Raw genomic sequence first — 15,133 nt, 5'->3', positions numbered from 1 at the left:
TGTAACGATTCACTGAATGGCAACCCTTGCCTATAGCCAAGGGTCATGCTTAGCTGACTAATAATTAGTATTTCTCTATTTCAGCCTAATCATGAGTGTTTTATGCCGTTCACCGATCAACACCGCTTTGGCATGCAACTGGCCCAGATGTCACGTGGCTGGCGTGCCGAACTGGACCGCCGCCTGGCCGGCCTGGGACTGTCCCAGGCACGCTGGCTGGTGCTGCTGCACCTGGCGCGTTTCGACGATGCACCCACCCAACGCGAACTGGCGCAAAGCGTCGGCGTAGAAGGGCCGACCCTGGCCCGGTTGCTCGACAGCCTGGAAGGCCAGGGACTGGTGCAACGTCAATCGGTACTGGAAGACCGCCGGGCCAAGAAGATCGTCCTCTGTGCCCCGGCCCACCCCCTGATCGACCAGATTGAAACCATTGCCACCCAGTTGCGTCACGAACTGTTCGAAGGCGTTGATGAAGCGGATCTGAAAATCTGCATGCGGGTTCACGGTCACATACTGGCCAACCTGGAAAAATCTTGAGGCATAGCCGCGTGCCGGTCCTTTGAGATACCCCGTTGGGCAGACTATAAAGAACTAGTCGGCAATATCGTGTTCGTACCGGATGTGCGAACGCGTACAAGTTGGTTCCGGTTATCCAAGGGATGCTCATGCTCGAGAGTTTGCACATGGTATTGCGGGGTTGCGCCAGGCTGCTTCTGGTCGGTGGTGCTGTTGCCTACTCGGCATTGGCCCCCGCGCTGGGCTTGGGTGAAATCACCCTGCATTCGGCACTGAATCAACCGCTGCGTGCCGACATCGCCCTGATGGACGCCGCGGGCCTTGCGGAGGGCGAGTTGTCGGTCAGCCTGGCGACGGCAGAAGAATTCAGCCGCGCCGGCGTTGATCGGGCGTTCTTCCTCAACGACCTGAAGTTCACGCCGATCCTGCGCGGCGACCGCCGGCTGATCCGGGTGAGCTCCAACAAGCCGGTCAATGAGCCCTTCCTCAATTTCCTGGTGCAGCTCAATCAGCCCAACGGACGCTTGCTGCGCGAGTACACGGTATTGATCGACCCGCCGGGCGCACCGGGGATTGTTCCGGTGGCTGACGAACCGGTTGCCAGCACTCAATCGTCCGGATTCCCGAGTGTCGAGCCGGCCGTGGCAGTGCCACCTGCGGTGAAGAGCAAAAAGCCGCTCACCCCGCCTGTCGAGCAACCGGCTGCCGCGCCGGTCACTGATCCTGTTGCCGAGCAACTGGCCGTCAGCGTCCTGAAGAACCAGGCGTTGCAAACCACGATCGATGAGCTGAATGCAAAATTGCAGGCTCAGAACGAGCACATTGCCGGCCAGAAAAAACAGGTCACCGAGTTGCAGACTCAATTGGCGCAAGTCACCCAGGCTGCAGTTGCGCCTGTTGCGCCTGTTGCGCCAGACGTTGCGGCGCCAGCGCCGGTTGCCGTTGAAAAAGTCGAGACGACTCACTGGCCACTGATCTACGGGGTGCTGTTGCTGGTGGCCCTGGCGTTGCTCGGATGGTTCATTCGCCGTCGGCGACAGCAGGGTCAGGCAGCCCCTGAGCCGTTAGCCGTTTTGCCGTCACGGCAGGAGCCGGTGCTGGATCGGCGAGCGCAGCCGCCTGCTCCGGCATCCGGCCAGGGCGAAGAGTCGTCGGCGGGCGATGTGCTCGAAGGGGTCGGCATCTATCTGGCCTATGGCCGTTTTTCCGAAGCGGCCGGTGTGTTGAGGGAGGCGTTGGTCAAGGAGCCGAACCGCACCGATCTGGCCGTGCAGCTGTTGGAAGTGCTGGGCCGGCAGGGTGACGTGTCCGCCTATGAAGCGCAGGAAAACAGCCTGCGTGATACCGGATTCGACCCGCACCAGCTTCAGGAAATGCGTGAGCGTTATCCGAAACTGGGCACTGTGGCCGCCTTGGCCATCGCACCGAACGTCGCACCGAACATCTCACCGAACATCTCACCGAACATCACGCCGCCCTTGGTTGCGCAGCCCCAGGCCGCCGCCAGCGATGAGTTCCAGTTGAACCTGGATGACCTGTCGATGGATTCGAACTGGGACTTGATCAGCCCCTTCGACACTTCACCGCCCGCCGCCGCATCGCCGAATGAGCCGTCACGCCCCCACGAGCCTGAATTCACCTCGAATTTGCACGTCTTGCCCGATGTGTTCGAAATGCCTGACGAACCGACGCTGGACGAACCCGCGTTCGAGTGGGTGGCCGAACCTGATGCGCAGCCGCTGGATGACGACTTTCTCGACGGATTCGCAGATACCGGCTTGTCCCTGGAACTTGAACCGTTGAGTGCCGAGGATCCTGAGCCGTCCGAATCGAGCAATGCAGGCAAACTGGAGCAGGCCCAGACCTGCATCGATGACGGCGACCTGGACAGCGCCATCGAACTGCTCAACGAGCTGCTCAAGGACGGCGACGAGCCACTCAGACAGACCGCCCGGAGTTTATTGGCCGGCATCCGCTGAAGGTCAAAAGATCGGGGCAAACGATAAACCCGGTTATGATAGCGACGCCCTCTGGCCCAGGAATCCTGCCCATCATGACCGCGCATAAACCGGAAATCGTCATCACTTATTGCACGCAATGCCAATGGCTGTTGCGTGCGGCCTGGCTGGCCCAGGAACTGCTCAGTACCTTTGGCGACGACCTGGGCAAAGTGTCCCTGGTGCCCGGCACCGGCGGGGTCTTTCACATTTTTTGTGACGAGGTGCAAATCTGGGAACGCAAGGCCGACGGCGGTTTTCCCGAGGCCAAGGTGCTCAAGCAGCGGGTCCGCGACCGGATCGATCCGGACCGCGACTTGGGGCACAACGACCGCACTCAGTGAGACGGGGCTTGTGCCGCAACGGTCTTGTTGCTTGAACCGCCCGAGAGCCGGCTGGACACCACAATCGCTACGATGATCAGCGCACCGCCGAACAGCATGCGCAGCGTCGGGTTTTCATCGAACAGCAACCAGGCCATGGTGATTCCGTAAACCGGCTCCAGGGCGAACACCACCGCGGCGGTTCGCGCCTTGATCACTGCCAGGCTGGCGACGAACAGGCTATGAGCGACGCCGGTGCAGAACACTCCGAGCAGGCCAATCCACAGCCAGTCGAGGGCGCGCACCTCGCTCAATTGCGGTGCCGCCACCGGCAGCAGGCACAGCGCGACCACCACGTTCTGACACAGCGCCGCCTGCACCGGCGGGATGCGCCCGGAGCTGGCTCGGTTGGTCAACGACAGCAGGGCGAACAGCAAGCCGGAAGCCACCGCCCACAGCAGGCCGGTGGTGGCGCCACTGGCCAGATCGAAGTCCGGCGTGACCAGCACCAGCCCGACGCTCACCAGCACCACCAGCAGGATTTCGTTGGCGCGAATCCGCTCGCGGAAGATCAGCCCTTCGAGGATCACGGTAAACGCCGGGAAACTGGCAAAACCCAGGGTCGCGATCGCCACGCCGGCGACCTTCACCGCAATGAAAAAACTGACCCAGTGCCCGGCCAGCAGCAAGCCGCTGAGCAACAACCGGCGCCAGTCCACGGCCTCGAGCTTGCGCCAGCGCGTAGCGCTGGCGAACCGCGCAAAAAACGCCAACGCCAGCACGGCAAAGGCGGCACGCCCGAAAACGATGACGGCGGGGGAGGCGGCGGCGAGTTTGCCGAACACACCGGTCAGGCCAAACATCAGTGCGCCGATATGCAGGGCGCCAAGGGCGGTACGGGGAGTCATTGCAATCCTTGATGAACGTATCGAATCTGCCGGACAACGCTCACCAACGTGAGCACGGTCCCGGGTAGGAGCTGCCGCAGGCTGCGGCAGCTCCTACATTGAATCGTGTGAGGCCATCTGTGTCTGTCGACAAACTATCGTTGTTTGTCGCCAGCCTCGCGCCGCAATGTGCCGGGCGAGGCGCCAAATTCGCGCAGCACCGCGGCCGCGAAGGCGCTCTGCGAGCTGTAGCCGACCCGACTGGCGATCTCACCAATGGGCAGCGCCGAATCCCGCAGCATGCCCACGGCCATATGCAAGCGCCGGCTACGGATATAGTCCATCGGGGTCTGACCGCATTCGGCAACGAAGCGCGCATGCACCCGGGCGCTGGACAGTCCGGCGATACGCGCCAGGTCGGCGACTTGCAACGGGTAGGCTGCATGCTGATCAATATGCGCATTGAGCGCCGCATAGGGCAGGCGCCGACCGCCCACCACCTGCGGTTTGGCATGGTTGAGGCTGGCCAGCAACAGCACCGCACCCTGTTGCGCGATCAGAGGATCACTGACCTGGCTGGCCGCCAGCCAGTTCACCAGTTGGCTTTGCCCGGCATCCAGCGGCAGGCGCCCGGCGTTGTCGAGCAAGCGCCGGCTGGCTTGCGCGTGATCACCCAGTGACTGCAAGACCCACTCATCGCCTGGCACATCCAGCACCAGGCAACGGCTGCCATTGGCGCTGCCGCAGGCATGGTGAAAACCGGACGGCACCACCACGAAACTCTGCTGGACCACCTGGCTGCCGCGTCCGTCGACCTCGAAATCCAGCGCGCCAGACAGTCCGAACACCAGTTGCGCGTGGTCGTGGCTGTGGACGATCAGCTCGTCGCTGTACTGGCGTAGCGTGAGGATCGGTCTCATCGCAGGTCTCCCGAATAAGGTCGCCATTCTACACCGAGGGCGTACGCGAGCGCTGTCACGGGACTGACTTGCCTCTGTCATGGGCCATTAATCCGGCCGGCGCAAGCTTGCCCAAACAAACGCCAGAGGGTTGCCCATGACCAGCGCCGAGTTCGCCAAACCCAGTCGCAAGCAACGTGTGCGGACCTTGTGGATTTCCGATGTGCACCTCGGGACCCGGGATTGCCAGGCCGAGCACCTGTCGCAGTTTCTCAAGGGCTACCATGCGGACAAGGTCTACCTGGTCGGCGACATCATCGACGGCTGGAAACTGCGCGGCGGCATTTACTGGCCCCAGGCGCACACCAATGTGATCCGTCGTTTGCTGACCATGAGCAAGCGCGGCACCGAGGTGATTTACGTTACCGGCAACCATGACGAGTTCCTGCGCCGTTACTCGAAGCTGATCCTGGGCAACATCCAGTTGGTGGACGAAGCCGTGCACGTCACCGCCGATGGCCGTCATTTGCTGGTGATCCATGGCGACCAGTTCGATGTGATCACCCGTTACCACCGCTGGCTGGCCTTTCTTGGCGACTCCGCCTACGAAGTGACCCTGACCCTCAACCGCTGGCTCAATCATTGGCGTGCCCGTTATGGCTATGGCTACTGGTCGTTGTCGGCGTATCTCAAGCACAAGGTGAAGACAGCGGTCAGCTTCATCAGCGATTTTGAAGAAGCCATTGCCCACGAATGCGTCAAACGCGGACTGCATGGGGTGGTGTGCGGGCACATCCACCATGCCGAGATCCGCAAGGTGGGCGAGGTGGATTACCTCAATTGCGGGGATTGGGTGGAGTCGTGCACGGCGTTGATCGAGCATTGGGACGGCTCGATCGAGTTGTATCGGTTGGCGGATGCCCAGGCGCGGGAGGCGCAGTTGAAGGCGGTGGAAGTCGCAGAGCCGGCTTAAGGACAACGGTGTCAGTGCACTCTGGATCTGTCAGGCTGGCGCATGCTCCGCCATCGCCGCCTTGTAAATCGAATTCCTCGGCTGCGCAAACACCCGCTCCATCATTGGCTCGAAGAAGCTCAACGGCAGCGTGTCATACGCCGGATCAAACCCCGCCGCATCATATCTGGCGCAGAATTCGATCGTCGCCTGATACTGCGGATGGCCGCTGAATTGCTCGCGCAAATGCCGGTCCATGCCCAGGTAATGGAAGAAGTAATACCCCTGGAAGATCCCGTGTTTTTCCACCATCCACAGATTCTCGGCGCTGACGAACGGCTTGAGGATCGCCGCGGCGATGTCTGGATGGTTATAGGAACCCAGGGTGTCACCGATGTCGTGAAGCAGGGCGCAGACCACGTATTCTTCGTCGCGACCATCGCGCCAGGCGCGGGTGGCGGTTTGCAGGGAGTGGGTCAGGCGATCCACCGGGAAGCCGCCGAAGTCACCCTCGAGCAATTTCAGGTGCGCCACAATCCGCGTCGGCAGTTGTCGGGCGTGGGCACTGAAGTCGGCGGCGATGATCGCCCAGTCTTCCTGCGTGCCGTCCTTCATGTGGGTGAAACGGGCGTTGGCATTCATCGACTGTCCTCGGTTGACGGATTGCCCCTAGAACGGCACGCGACCCAGGATCATGTCCCGGTACATCACGAAATCGCCGAGCAGGCTGTACAGCGGGTGCTGGAAGGTCGCGGGACGGTTTTTTTCGAAGAAGAAATGCCCGATCCAGGCGAAGCTGTAACCCGCCAGCGGCAAGGTCAGCAACATCAGCCAGGCACCTTTGCCGAGGGTCAGGGCCAGGATGAAGATCACCAGCGTCGTGCCGATAAAGTGCAGTCGTCGGCAGGTACTGTTGCTGTGTTCGCTGAGGTAATACGGGTAAAACTCAGCGAAACTGTTGAAACGTCTGATGTTTTCCACGACCGCGATCTCGGTGGTTATTGTTCTGACTGCAAGTTGTTCTGCGGGTAGCTTATTTAAGTCTAGAGTGAACAATGGCATCAGCCAGTGACTATGGGCGCCACTTTAGTATCCTTCGGAAATCGGCCGCTGCGTGCGGCTCATCATTTAAGAACACGCCATGAGCGAACGAACGACATCTGCAAGCTGGGCAATGGGGATTGTCAAGGCACTGGAAATGGATGGCCTGGATTGCCGGGTTCTGTTCAGGCAACTGGGACTCGACTATTCAGCGCTGGATGATCCGGACGCGCGCTTCCCGCAAGATTCCATGACACGCCTGTGGCAGCGTGCGGTCGAGCTGTCCGGCAACCCGGCGATTGGCCTGAACATGGGCAAGGTGGTGCGGCCGGCCTCCTTCCACGTGGCGGGCTATGCCCTGATGTCCAGCCAGACCCTGGCCGAAGGTTTTCAGCGGCTGGTGCGTTATCAGCGGATCATCGCTGAAAGTGCCGACCTGAGTTTCCGGTTGCTGGATGAAGGCTACGCGCTGATTCTGACGGTCCATGGCGACCATCTGCCGCCCACCCGGCAGAGCGCCGAAGCTTCACTGGCCTGTGCCCTGGCGCTGTGTGGCTGGTTGACCGGGCGCATCCTGCAGCCGCGCAAGGTGTTGTTGCAGGGCGATGAGCCGATCAATCTCGAACCCTATAAACAAGCCTTCCACGCCCCGATGGCATTCAACGCGCCGTATGACGCGTTGATCTTCGAACGCGCCGACATGGAAGCGCCGCTGCCGACGGCCAACGAGGCGATGGCGCTGCTGCATGACCGGTTTGCCGGCGAATACCTGGCGCGGTTCTCCGAAAGCCGGGTGACCCACAAGGCGCGGCAGGTGTTGTGCCGGTTGCTGCCCCAGGGCGAACCCAAGCGCGATACCGTGGCGCAGACGCTGCACCTGTCGCAACGGACCTTGCAGCGACGCCTGCAGGAAGAGGGCACGAGTTTCCAGGCGCTGTTGGACGACACCCGGCGCGAACTGGCGGAGCAGTATCTGGCGCAACCGGGCATGACCCTGCTGGAGATTGCCTACCTGTTGGGGTTCGCCGATCCGAGCAATTTCTTCCGCGCTTTTCGACGCTGGTTCGATGCCACCCCCGGCGAGTACCGGGTGCGGTTGATGGAAACGCCGAACCCGGTCAGTGACGCCAGAACGCCGGTATACACAGGACAAATACCGTAATGATCTCCAGTCGGCCGAGCAGCATGCCGAACGAGAGAATCCATTTGGCGGCGTCCGGCAGGGACGCGAAGTTACCTGCCGGGCCGATGGTCTCGCCCAGTCCCGGACCGACACCGGACACGGTACTGGCCGCGCCGGTAAGGGCGGTCATCCAGTCCACGCCGAGCAGCGACAGCAGCAGGGCGATCACGCAGATGGTGATGGCGAAGAAGAACGAAAAGGTCAGGATCGAGCGCACGATCTCTTCGTCGAGACGGTGACCGTTGTACTTTTGCTTGATCACCGCACGCGGGTGAATCAATTGGTTAAGGTTGGCCTTGAGCAGGATATAGGCGACCTGGAAACGGAAAATCTTGATCCCGCCAGCGGTCGATCCCGAGCAGCCGCCGACAAAGCCCAGGTAGAAGAACAACATCAGCGAGAAATTTCCCCACAAGCTGTAGTCCCCAAGCGCGAAGCCTGTCGTCGTCACCACCGAGGTCACGTTCAGCGCCACGTGCCGCAATGCCTCGAGCCAATGCAGTTCGGTGGTCCACCAGTACCAGGTGCCGAGTACCAGCCAGGTCACCAGCAGCATGCCGAGCAAGCCTTGCACCTGCTGATCCTTGATCAGGGCCTTGCGGTTACCGCGCAAGGTCGCCACGTACAGGGTGAACGGCAGGCTGCCAAGAATCATGATGACGATGGCGACCCAGTGCACCGCCGGTTGCGTCCATTTGGCCAGGGACTGGTCGGAGGTCGAGAAACCGCCGGTGGAGATCGCCGACATGGCGTGGTTGATCGCATCGAACGGGGTCATCCCGGCCCACCAGAACGCCAGGCTGCCGAAAATGGTAATGCCGACGTAGGCCGCGACGATCAGGCGCGCCACCATGTGCGAGCGGGGCATGACCTTTTCGGAACGGTCCGACGACTCGGTCTGGAACAGGCGCATGCCACCGATGCGCAGCAGTGGCAGAATCGCGACCGCCATGCCGATAAACCCGATGCCGCCGATCCAGTGCAGCAACGAGCGCCACATCAGGATGCCGGGGGACATGTCATCCAGGCGGTTGAGCACCGTCGCTCCGGTGGCGGTAATCCCGGACATGCTTTCGAAGAACGAGTCGGTGTAGCTGATGTGTTGTGTCAGCAGAAACGGTAGCGCGGCGAAAATGCACACCACCAGCCAACTGCTGACGGTCAGCAGGTACATGTCCCGCGGGCGCAGGTGCACGTGTTCGGGACGCCCGGGAATGACCAGGGCCAGGCCTGCGACAAAGGTGATCATGCTCGCCCAGAGAAACGATGGCAGATCGCCGGTGCGCTCGAAGATCACCAGCGTGGCCATGGGCACGACCATGGCGATGGCCAGCGTGATCAGGAAGATGCCGATGATGAAACCAATGGTCCGTAAGGTCGGCAACGCCATGAAGTCCGCTCGGGCTGAAATAGGGAAGGGCGCCATTCTACCTGCGGCGCAGGGCATGTAAACCGGCAGGGTTTGCGCACTTGCAGCTAGAATAGCCGGACAATTTTTTCAGGAGGTGGCCGATGCAGGCTCTCGACGCGTTGCTCAACCGTGTTTCCGTTCCACGACTGCTTGAACCGGCACCCACCCCGGAGCAGCGCGAAGTGCTGTTTGCCGCTGCGATGCGTGCGCCGGACCATGGCCACCTGCAGCCTTGGCGCTTTCTGACAGTCGAAGGCGCGGCGCGCGAGCAGATGGGCGAGTTGCTGGCCGAAGCGGCGCGGCTGCAGGACAGCGAAGTGTCCGAGGCGGCGCTGGACAAGGCGCGCAACGGGCCGCTGCGTGCGCCGCTGGTGGTGGTGGTGATCGCCCGTTTGCAGGACCACGTCAAATATCCGAAGTCCGAACAGCTGCTGGCGGCGGGTTGCGCGGCGCACGGGATTTTGCTGGCGGCCTATGCGCAAGGAATTGGTGCGGTATGGCGCACCGGTGAGCTGGCGTATTCGCCGCATGTGGCCAAAGGGTTGGGACTGGCGGAAGGGGAAGAGGTGATCGCGTTTCTTTACCTGGGCACGCCGCAGAAGGAACCGCGGGCGGCGGAGAAGGTTGATCTGGCCGAGTTTGTCAGCGCCTGGCCCGGAAAGGTCTGACCCCACCAATCAACTGTGGGAGCGGGCTTGCTCGCGAATGCGGTGTGTCAATTAACGCATGATTAACCTGACACATCGCCTTCGCGAGCAAGCCCGCTCCCACAGGGTTCAGGGTTGGACGACGATGCCGGGCACCAACGGCAATTCGAGGCTGGCGATAAACCCACCCTGCGGATGATTGGCCAGCACCAGGCTCCCGCCATGGCGCTCCGCCGCACGACGGGCAATCGCCAATCCCAGGCCATGCCCCGCCGCAGTCTGTCCCGGTGCCCGATAGAACGGCTCACCCAACTGGCTCAAATGCTCGGCCACCACACCGGGCCCATGGTCCCGCACGCTGACGACAATGCGCTCACCCTGGCGTGATGCCCGCATTTCTATCGATTGCCCTGCGGGGTTGAAGCGCTGGGCGTTGCGCAGCAGGTTGTCCACCGCGCGCTCGATCATGGTCGGCCAGCCTTTGAGGTTCAGTTGCGGCTCGGCCTCCAGGCGCACGTTCTGCTCCGGCGAACCTAACTGTGCATCTTTTTGCAGGGTGTTGAGCAAGGCATTCAGGTCCACCTCTTCGGCGCTGGCGTTGTCGGCATCGACCCGCGCCAGCACCAGGATTTCGCTGATCAGCGCTTCCAGCCGGTCGCATTCACGGGTCAGGCGTGGCCAGAGTTTTTCCCGTTCCTCGGGTTTGGCCCGTTCGGCCAGTGCCAGTGCAATGCGCAGTCGGGCGAGGGGCGAGCGCAATTCATGGGATACATCGCGCAACAGTTGCCGCTGGCTGCCGATCAGACTTTGCAGGCGCGCGCCCATCCGGTTGAAATCGTTGGCGAGCACGCCGAATTCATCGCGCCGGTTGGCCAGTTTCACCAGGCTGTTCTGTTGATAGGTGGTTTGCCCAAGGTCATGCACCGCGCCGCGCAAGCGGCTGAGCGGGCGGGTGATCGAAAAGGTCACCAGCAGACTGAACAGGGTCAGCACCACCAACGCAATGCCTAATGCACTCAACGGCCAGAGCAGGCTTTCGCGGTGCCAGGCGTCCAGTTCCGGATGGGGGATTCGATAGATCAGCAGGTAGGTGTCACCGGTTTTTGCGCTGGTGTACTCATCGGTCAGGCGGCGCCACGGCAGGCGGCGATCGTCGTTTTGCTGCCGCGCTTCAAAGGCTGCCGCGCGGCGGGGGAAAGTGCCGCGCACCACCGGATCGCCGCTCTCGTTGAGCACCTGGACGTCGATGTGATACTGGCGCTTGCGCTGTTGCAGAAGATCCTGGGCTGCATCTTCTCCCTGGGCTTCATAAGTTTGTGTCCACTGTTCGGCCAGGGTGTTGAGACCCGGGTGGCGGCTGAGAATCCACGCGTCCTGGTTGAGCATGTGCCCGAGCAGAATGGACAGCCCTGCCACCAGAGCGATGGCCAGCCAGAAGCTGGCCAGGATACGCCAGAACAATGAGCGCACAGATAATCCTCGAACAAACACAAAGCTAATGTAGGAGCTGGCTTGCCAGCGAAAGCGGCGTATCAGTCGACACAAATGTTGAATGACACACCGCTTTCGCTGGCAAGCCAGCTCCTACATTTTAAACCGGGGTGCGCCGGACCCAACGGTGTTCAGCCGTTGGGTCCGGGGCTTGACGCATTATTATTGCGCTTTTTGCGGTTGTTGCGCTTTCCAGGCCTTGAACTCGGCCCATTCCGCGCGGCGCTCGGCCTTTTTCTTCTGGATCTCGTCGAACTGCTTCTGTTGATCCGGTTTCAGCAGGGCACGCACGTCGGCTTCGGCTTTCTTGTGGTTGGCGGCCATTTCGTCTTTCATGGCTTTCTGGTCGGCTGGCGACAGTTTTTCCAGGTACTTGTCGACCACTTGCTTACGCTCGTGCATCTGCTCGCCCATGATCTTGCGGATCTGCTCGCGCTGTTCGCGACTCAGGTCCAGCTGGCCGTACGGGCCTTTGCCGTGCATGCCGTGCATCTGGTCGCCGTGGCGCGAGCCGTCCATCGGGCCCATCGGGCCGGCGCCTTCGGGCATGGCCATGGCAACGGTCGGCAGGGCGGCAGCGAACATCAGAGCGATAAGAGTCTTGCGCATGGTGAATCTCCTTGTCTCGTTCCCGGTACGTTCCGGATGAGTGCAGATTACGCATATCAAGGTCAGTAGCGGTCAGCGAAGCGTAAAGCTTGGGTAAAGACGACTTTGTACCGTCCTGACAAAAGCCCCTCCGACAGACGCCGGCATGCTGGCGAACCAGACGCCGCGGTGTGTAGGAGCCGGCTTGCTGGCGAAGCAGACGACGCGATGTGTCAGATACACCGCCGTCGCCCTGTAGGAGCGAGCTTGCTCGCGATGGTCGTCAACGATAACGCTGGAAACCTGATACCCCATGGTGTTCTCAGGTCCATCGCGAGCAAGCTCGCTCCTACAGGGGGACGTAGGGTTCAGAGGCTGTAGTAATAGCCACGGCTGCGCAGGGCAACGATGCGTGGGCGGCCGTCGGGGTGCGGGCCGATCTTTTTGCGCAGATTGCTGATGTGCATGTCCAGGCTGCGGTCGTACAGGGTCAGTTTGCGGCCGAGGGCGATCTGCGCCAGATCCTGTTTGTCCAGCGGTTCACCGGGTTGCTTGAGCAACGCTTCGAGCAGGCGGCTTTCGGAAACGGTGAGGGTGAATTCCTGTTGATCGATGCTGACCACGCCGCGCACCGGGCTGAAACACAGGTCGCCCAGTTCGAGCTGGCTGGACACCGCCGTCGGATGACTGCGGCGCAATACGGCGCGCAAGCGCGCTGTCAGTTCCCGTGGATCGCAGGGTTTGGCCAGGTAATCGTCGGCACCGAGTTCCAGGCCGAGGATACGATCCAGCGGCTCGCCGCGGGCCGAGAGCATCAGCACCGGCAAGTCCGGGTGATCGCTGCGCAGTTGCTTGAGCAACTCCAGGCCGCTGCCGTCCGGCAGCATCACGTCCAGCACCACGGCCGCCGGCGAGGTTTCCGCCAGCGCGCGACGGGCGCTGCGGCCATCGTGGCAGGCGCGGACGTGGAAGCCTTCCTGGCTCAGCCAACTGCTCAGGAGCTCACACAGCTCCTGATCATCATCAATTAATAACAACTCGCTCATGAATCACTCAATTTAGCCATTGCCGACGTTCTGCTTGTACCACTGGCGAAGATACCGCAGAGCAGGGCCAACCGCACCGAGGACGAACCATTGTTGCCGGTCGGTCTGGATGTGGCAGCGGACTGTTGGACGGCTGACTCACTATCATCAGACACAACGGACCTTTTCAGACACAACGAACCTTTGCGTATCGCGACGCCTGGTGCCAATACGGTTATTGGACAGGTTATCGGCCGGTGAAGGAGAAGAATGAGCGTTGAGCGCGCGATGAACCGGGAAGGTTCATCGCACGGGGGATATTACGGGAGGACTTGCTTGAACGGCTTGACCGAAACGTTGGCGTAGACGCCGGCGGCGATATACGGATCGGCGTCGGCCCAGGCCTGGGCGGCGCCCAGGGAGTCGAATTCGGCGACGATCAGGCTGCCGGTGAAACCCGCGGCCCCCGGATCATTGCTGTCGACGGCCGGGTGCGGGCCGGCCAGTACGATGCGGCCTTCGCCTTTGAGCACTTGCAGGCGCTCAAGGTGGGCAGGCCGTGCGGCCAGGCGGGCTTCCAGGGAATTGGCGACGTCTGTGGCAATGATTGCGTAAAGCATGTCAGTCCTCGGTTTTTGGCGTTGTGGTATCGGCGTCGTGCAAATGGCGGGACAGGTAGATGCCCTGTGCGACCAGGAACAGCAAGGTCATGCCCAGGCTGCCGAAGACCTTGAAGTCGACCCAGTAGCTCTGGAAGGTGAACGCGACAAACAGGTTGGCGGCGCCACAAAACAGGAAAAACCCGATCCAGGCGATGTTCAGTCGGGTCCAGACCGGGTCCGGCAGGGTCAGCGCGTGGCCCATGATGCGCTTGATCAACAATTGCTCGCCGACGAAGTGGCTGCCGATGAACGCCAGGGCAAACAGCCAGTTGACCACCGGGGCTTTCCATTTCAGGAAGGTCTCGCTGTGGAACGCCAGGGTCAGGCTGCCGAAGACCAGGCAGGCGATAAGGGTCAGCCACTGGCTCTTCTCCAGCTTGCGCTGCTTGAAATAGAGCGCGCCGTAGACCACCAGGGAGCTGACGATCAGCATCGCGGTGGCGCTGTAGATACCGCCGACGGTCAGTTGATGACCGGCGATGTCGACGACCCGTGGATCGATCTTGAACACAACGAAGAACAGCAGGAGCGGGATGAAATCGATGAATTGTTTCACAGTGGCAGCCAGAAGCAGGATGTGGCGGCATAATAACAAACATATGGGCGCGCGATAGCGCCAGCTGATTTGAGGTAATACATCCCCGTGAATGTTGACTTGCACTGCCACAGCACAGCCTCCGATGGCGCCCTGGCGCCTGCAATACTGGTTGCGCGTGCGTTCGAGAAAGGCGTGCGAGTCCTGGCCTTGACCGATCACGACACCCTCGAAGGCCTTGATGAGGCCCGCAGCACGGCCTCCGCGCTGGGCATGCAACTGGTCAATGGCGTCGAATTGTCCTGCACCTGGGGAGGCGCGACCATCCATGTGCTGGGCTACGGATTTGATGTGAATGCACCACCGCTGGTCGAGGCGATTGCCAGATTGCACGATGGCCGCTGGCTGCGGTCCGAAGAAATAAGCCGCAAGTTGGCGTTGAAAGGCATGCCGGGAGCGCTGGAAGGTGCCCGGGCCATTCAGCAGGAACTGGGCGACAGCGGCAACGCGCCGGCCCGTCCGCACTTCGCCGACTGGATGGTGCGCGAGGGTTACGTCAAGGATCGCGCCGAGGCGTTCCGCAAATGGCTGGGCGCCGGCAAGCTGGGGGACGTCAAGCAACACTGGCCGACCCTGGAAGACACCGTCGAAACCCTGCGCGCGGCGAAAGCCTGGGTCAGCCTGGCGCATCCCTGGCATTACGATTTCACTCGCAGCAAACGTCGCCGGCTGATTGCCGACTATATTCAAGCAGGGGGCCATGCGATCGAAGTGGTCAATGGCCATCAGCCCGCGGAGCAAGTGGGCAGCCTGGCGATTCTTGCCCGCGAGTTCGGTCTGCTGGTCAGCGCCGGCAGTGATTTTCATGGCCCTGGAGGCTGGTCCGAGATCGGTGAATACCGCCCGGTTCCGGAGGATCTGCCGCCATTGTGGTGTCGATTCAAACATGACCCAATTATTGCCGCCGTCTGAACAG

General features: G+C 61.5%; 17 protein-coding genes. 7 read left to right on the top strand and 10 right to left on the bottom strand.

The genetic code is table 11. The features are described 5' to 3' along the window. Nucleotides 1-102: 102 nt before the first annotated feature. The 3 genes from ELQ88_RS26200 (at nt 103) to ELQ88_RS26190 (ending at nt 2,857) form a co-directional block, all read left to right on the top strand. On the top strand, nt 103-537 hold the full coding sequence (locus ELQ88_RS26200) for a MarR family transcriptional regulator (RefSeq protein WP_128871762.1): 435 nt from the start codon (nt 103-105) through the stop codon (nt 535-537). A 128-nt stretch (nt 538-665) separates the two neighbouring features. Beyond that, on the top strand, nt 666-2,495 hold the full coding sequence (locus tag ELQ88_RS26195) for a FimV/HubP family polar landmark protein (protein WP_138968675.1): 1,830 nt from the start codon (nt 666-668) through the stop codon (nt 2,493-2,495). A 74-nt stretch (nt 2,496-2,569) separates the two neighbouring features. Then, a complete protein-coding gene (locus ELQ88_RS26190; protein WP_128871760.1) occupies nt 2,570-2,857 on the top strand; it encodes a SelT/SelW/SelH family protein in 288 nt (95 codons plus the stop codon). Here the strand turns inward: ELQ88_RS26190 and ELQ88_RS26185 are convergent. Further along, a complete protein-coding gene (locus tag ELQ88_RS26185; protein WP_128871759.1) occupies nt 2,851-3,744 on the bottom strand; it encodes a DMT family transporter in 894 nt (297 codons plus the stop codon). The two genes, ELQ88_RS26190 and ELQ88_RS26185, sit on opposite strands and share 7 nt — an antisense overlap. A gap of 134 nt (nt 3,745-3,878) precedes the next feature. Then, complete coding sequence (locus ELQ88_RS26180; protein ID WP_128871758.1) at nt 3,879-4,643, bottom strand: AraC family transcriptional regulator; 765 nt, start codon at nt 4,641-4,643, stop codon at nt 3,879-3,881. 136 nt (nt 4,644-4,779) lie between these two features. On the opposite strand from ELQ88_RS26180, the gene ELQ88_RS26175 reads away from it, so the two are divergent. Continuing rightward, nucleotides 4,780-5,595, top strand: a complete 816-nt coding sequence (locus ELQ88_RS26175) for a UDP-2,3-diacylglucosamine diphosphatase (protein ID WP_138968673.1) — start codon at nt 4,780-4,782, stop codon at nt 5,593-5,595. 30 nt (nt 5,596-5,625) lie between these two features. On the opposite strand, the gene ELQ88_RS26170 is transcribed toward ELQ88_RS26175, so the two are convergent. Further along, nucleotides 5,626-6,216, bottom strand: coding sequence for an HD domain-containing protein (locus tag ELQ88_RS26170; protein ID WP_138968671.1), 591 nt, complete (start codon nt 6,214-6,216; stop codon nt 5,626-5,628). A gap of 27 nt (nt 6,217-6,243) precedes the next feature. Continuing rightward, nucleotides 6,244-6,555 (bottom strand): DUF962 domain-containing protein, encoded by a 312-nt coding sequence (locus ELQ88_RS26165; RefSeq protein ID WP_128871755.1) that lies wholly within the window; start codon nt 6,553-6,555, stop codon nt 6,244-6,246. A gap of 160 nt (nt 6,556-6,715) precedes the next feature. On the opposite strand from ELQ88_RS26165, the gene ELQ88_RS26160 reads away from it, so the two are divergent. Next, entirely contained in the window at nt 6,716-7,777 is a 1,062-nt protein-coding gene (locus ELQ88_RS26160; RefSeq protein WP_218190523.1) for an AraC family transcriptional regulator, read from the top strand. Here the strand turns inward: ELQ88_RS26160 and ELQ88_RS26155 are convergent. Then, nucleotides 7,734-9,188, bottom strand: coding sequence for a TrkH family potassium uptake protein (locus ELQ88_RS26155; RefSeq protein WP_138968669.1), 1,455 nt, complete (start codon nt 9,186-9,188; stop codon nt 7,734-7,736). The genes ELQ88_RS26160 and ELQ88_RS26155 overlap by 44 nt on opposite strands. A gap of 122 nt (nt 9,189-9,310) precedes the next feature. Between ELQ88_RS26155 and ELQ88_RS26150 the strand changes: the two genes are divergently transcribed. Continuing rightward, complete coding sequence (locus ELQ88_RS26150) at nt 9,311-9,877, top strand: NAD(P)H nitroreductase (protein ID WP_138968667.1); 567 nt, start codon at nt 9,311-9,313, stop codon at nt 9,875-9,877. A gap of 108 nt (nt 9,878-9,985) precedes the next feature. Here ELQ88_RS26150 and ELQ88_RS26145 read toward each other — a convergent pair whose 3' ends face one another. The 5 genes from ELQ88_RS26145 to ELQ88_RS26125 form a co-directional block, all read right to left on the bottom strand. Then, entirely contained in the window at nt 9,986-11,326 is a 1,341-nt protein-coding gene (locus tag ELQ88_RS26145) for a HAMP domain-containing sensor histidine kinase (RefSeq protein WP_138968666.1), read from the bottom strand. Nucleotides 11,327-11,509: 183 nt separating this feature from the next. After that, nucleotides 11,510-11,956: an LTXXQ domain protein gene (locus tag ELQ88_RS26140; protein ID WP_138968664.1), complete on the bottom strand. Its 447-nt coding sequence runs from the start codon at nt 11,954-11,956 to the stop codon at nt 11,510-11,512. A gap of 347 nt (nt 11,957-12,303) precedes the next feature. After that, nucleotides 12,304-12,981, bottom strand: coding sequence for a response regulator transcription factor (locus ELQ88_RS26135; RefSeq protein WP_138968662.1), 678 nt, complete (start codon nt 12,979-12,981; stop codon nt 12,304-12,306). A gap of 299 nt (nt 12,982-13,280) precedes the next feature. After that, entirely contained in the window at nt 13,281-13,580 is a 300-nt protein-coding gene (locus tag ELQ88_RS26130) for a YciI family protein (protein ID WP_128871749.1), read from the bottom strand. 1 nt (nt 13,581) lies between these two features. Continuing rightward, entirely contained in the window at nt 13,582-14,178 is a 597-nt protein-coding gene (locus tag ELQ88_RS26125) for a septation protein A (RefSeq protein ID WP_128871748.1), read from the bottom strand. A gap of 87 nt (nt 14,179-14,265) precedes the next feature. On the opposite strand from ELQ88_RS26125, the gene ELQ88_RS26120 reads away from it, so the two are divergent. After that, nucleotides 14,266-15,129 (top strand): PHP domain-containing protein, encoded by an 864-nt coding sequence (locus ELQ88_RS26120; protein ID WP_138968660.1) that lies wholly within the window; start codon nt 14,266-14,268, stop codon nt 15,127-15,129. The last annotated feature ends 4 nt before the right edge of the window (nt 15,130-15,133 follow it).

Origin of the sequence: Pseudomonas sp. MPC6 (assembly GCF_006094435.1) — a bacterium.
Lineage (GTDB): Bacteria > Pseudomonadota > Gammaproteobacteria > Pseudomonadales > Pseudomonadaceae > Aquipseudomonas.
Note: the sequence above shows the minus strand (reverse complement) of the source record. Positions and strands in the feature narration are given on the sequence as shown.

Coding starts and splice junctions, on each gene's coding strand:
- ELQ88_RS26200 (WP_128871762.1), top strand. CDS start 103: ATGCCGTTCACCGATCAACACCGCTTTGGCATGCAACTGGCCCAGATG.
- ELQ88_RS26130 (WP_128871749.1), bottom strand. CDS start 13,580: ATGCTTTACGCAATCATTGCCACAGACGTCGCCAATTCCCTGGAAGCC.
- ELQ88_RS26140 (WP_138968664.1), bottom strand. CDS start 11,956: ATGCGCAAGACTCTTATCGCTCTGATGTTCGCTGCCGCCCTGCCGACC.
- ELQ88_RS26150 (WP_138968667.1), top strand. CDS start 9,311: ATGCAGGCTCTCGACGCGTTGCTCAACCGTGTTTCCGTTCCACGACTG.
- ELQ88_RS26160 (WP_218190523.1), top strand. CDS start 6,716: ATGAGCGAACGAACGACATCTGCAAGCTGGGCAATGGGGATTGTCAAG.
- ELQ88_RS26190 (WP_128871760.1), top strand. CDS start 2,570: ATGACCGCGCATAAACCGGAAATCGTCATCACTTATTGCACGCAATGC.
- ELQ88_RS26155 (WP_138968669.1), bottom strand. CDS start 9,188: ATGGCGTTGCCGACCTTACGGACCATTGGTTTCATCATCGGCATCTTC.
- ELQ88_RS26195 (WP_138968675.1), top strand. CDS start 666: ATGCTCGAGAGTTTGCACATGGTATTGCGGGGTTGCGCCAGGCTGCTT.
- ELQ88_RS26175 (WP_138968673.1), top strand. CDS start 4,780: ATGACCAGCGCCGAGTTCGCCAAACCCAGTCGCAAGCAACGTGTGCGG.
- ELQ88_RS26170 (WP_138968671.1), bottom strand. CDS start 6,216: ATGAATGCCAACGCCCGTTTCACCCACATGAAGGACGGCACGCAGGAA.
- ELQ88_RS26180 (WP_128871758.1), bottom strand. CDS start 4,643: ATGAGACCGATCCTCACGCTACGCCAGTACAGCGACGAGCTGATCGTC.
- ELQ88_RS26135 (WP_138968662.1), bottom strand. CDS start 12,981: ATGAGCGAGTTGTTATTAATTGATGATGATCAGGAGCTGTGTGAGCTC.
- ELQ88_RS26185 (WP_128871759.1), bottom strand. CDS start 3,744: ATGACTCCCCGTACCGCCCTTGGCGCCCTGCATATCGGCGCACTGATG.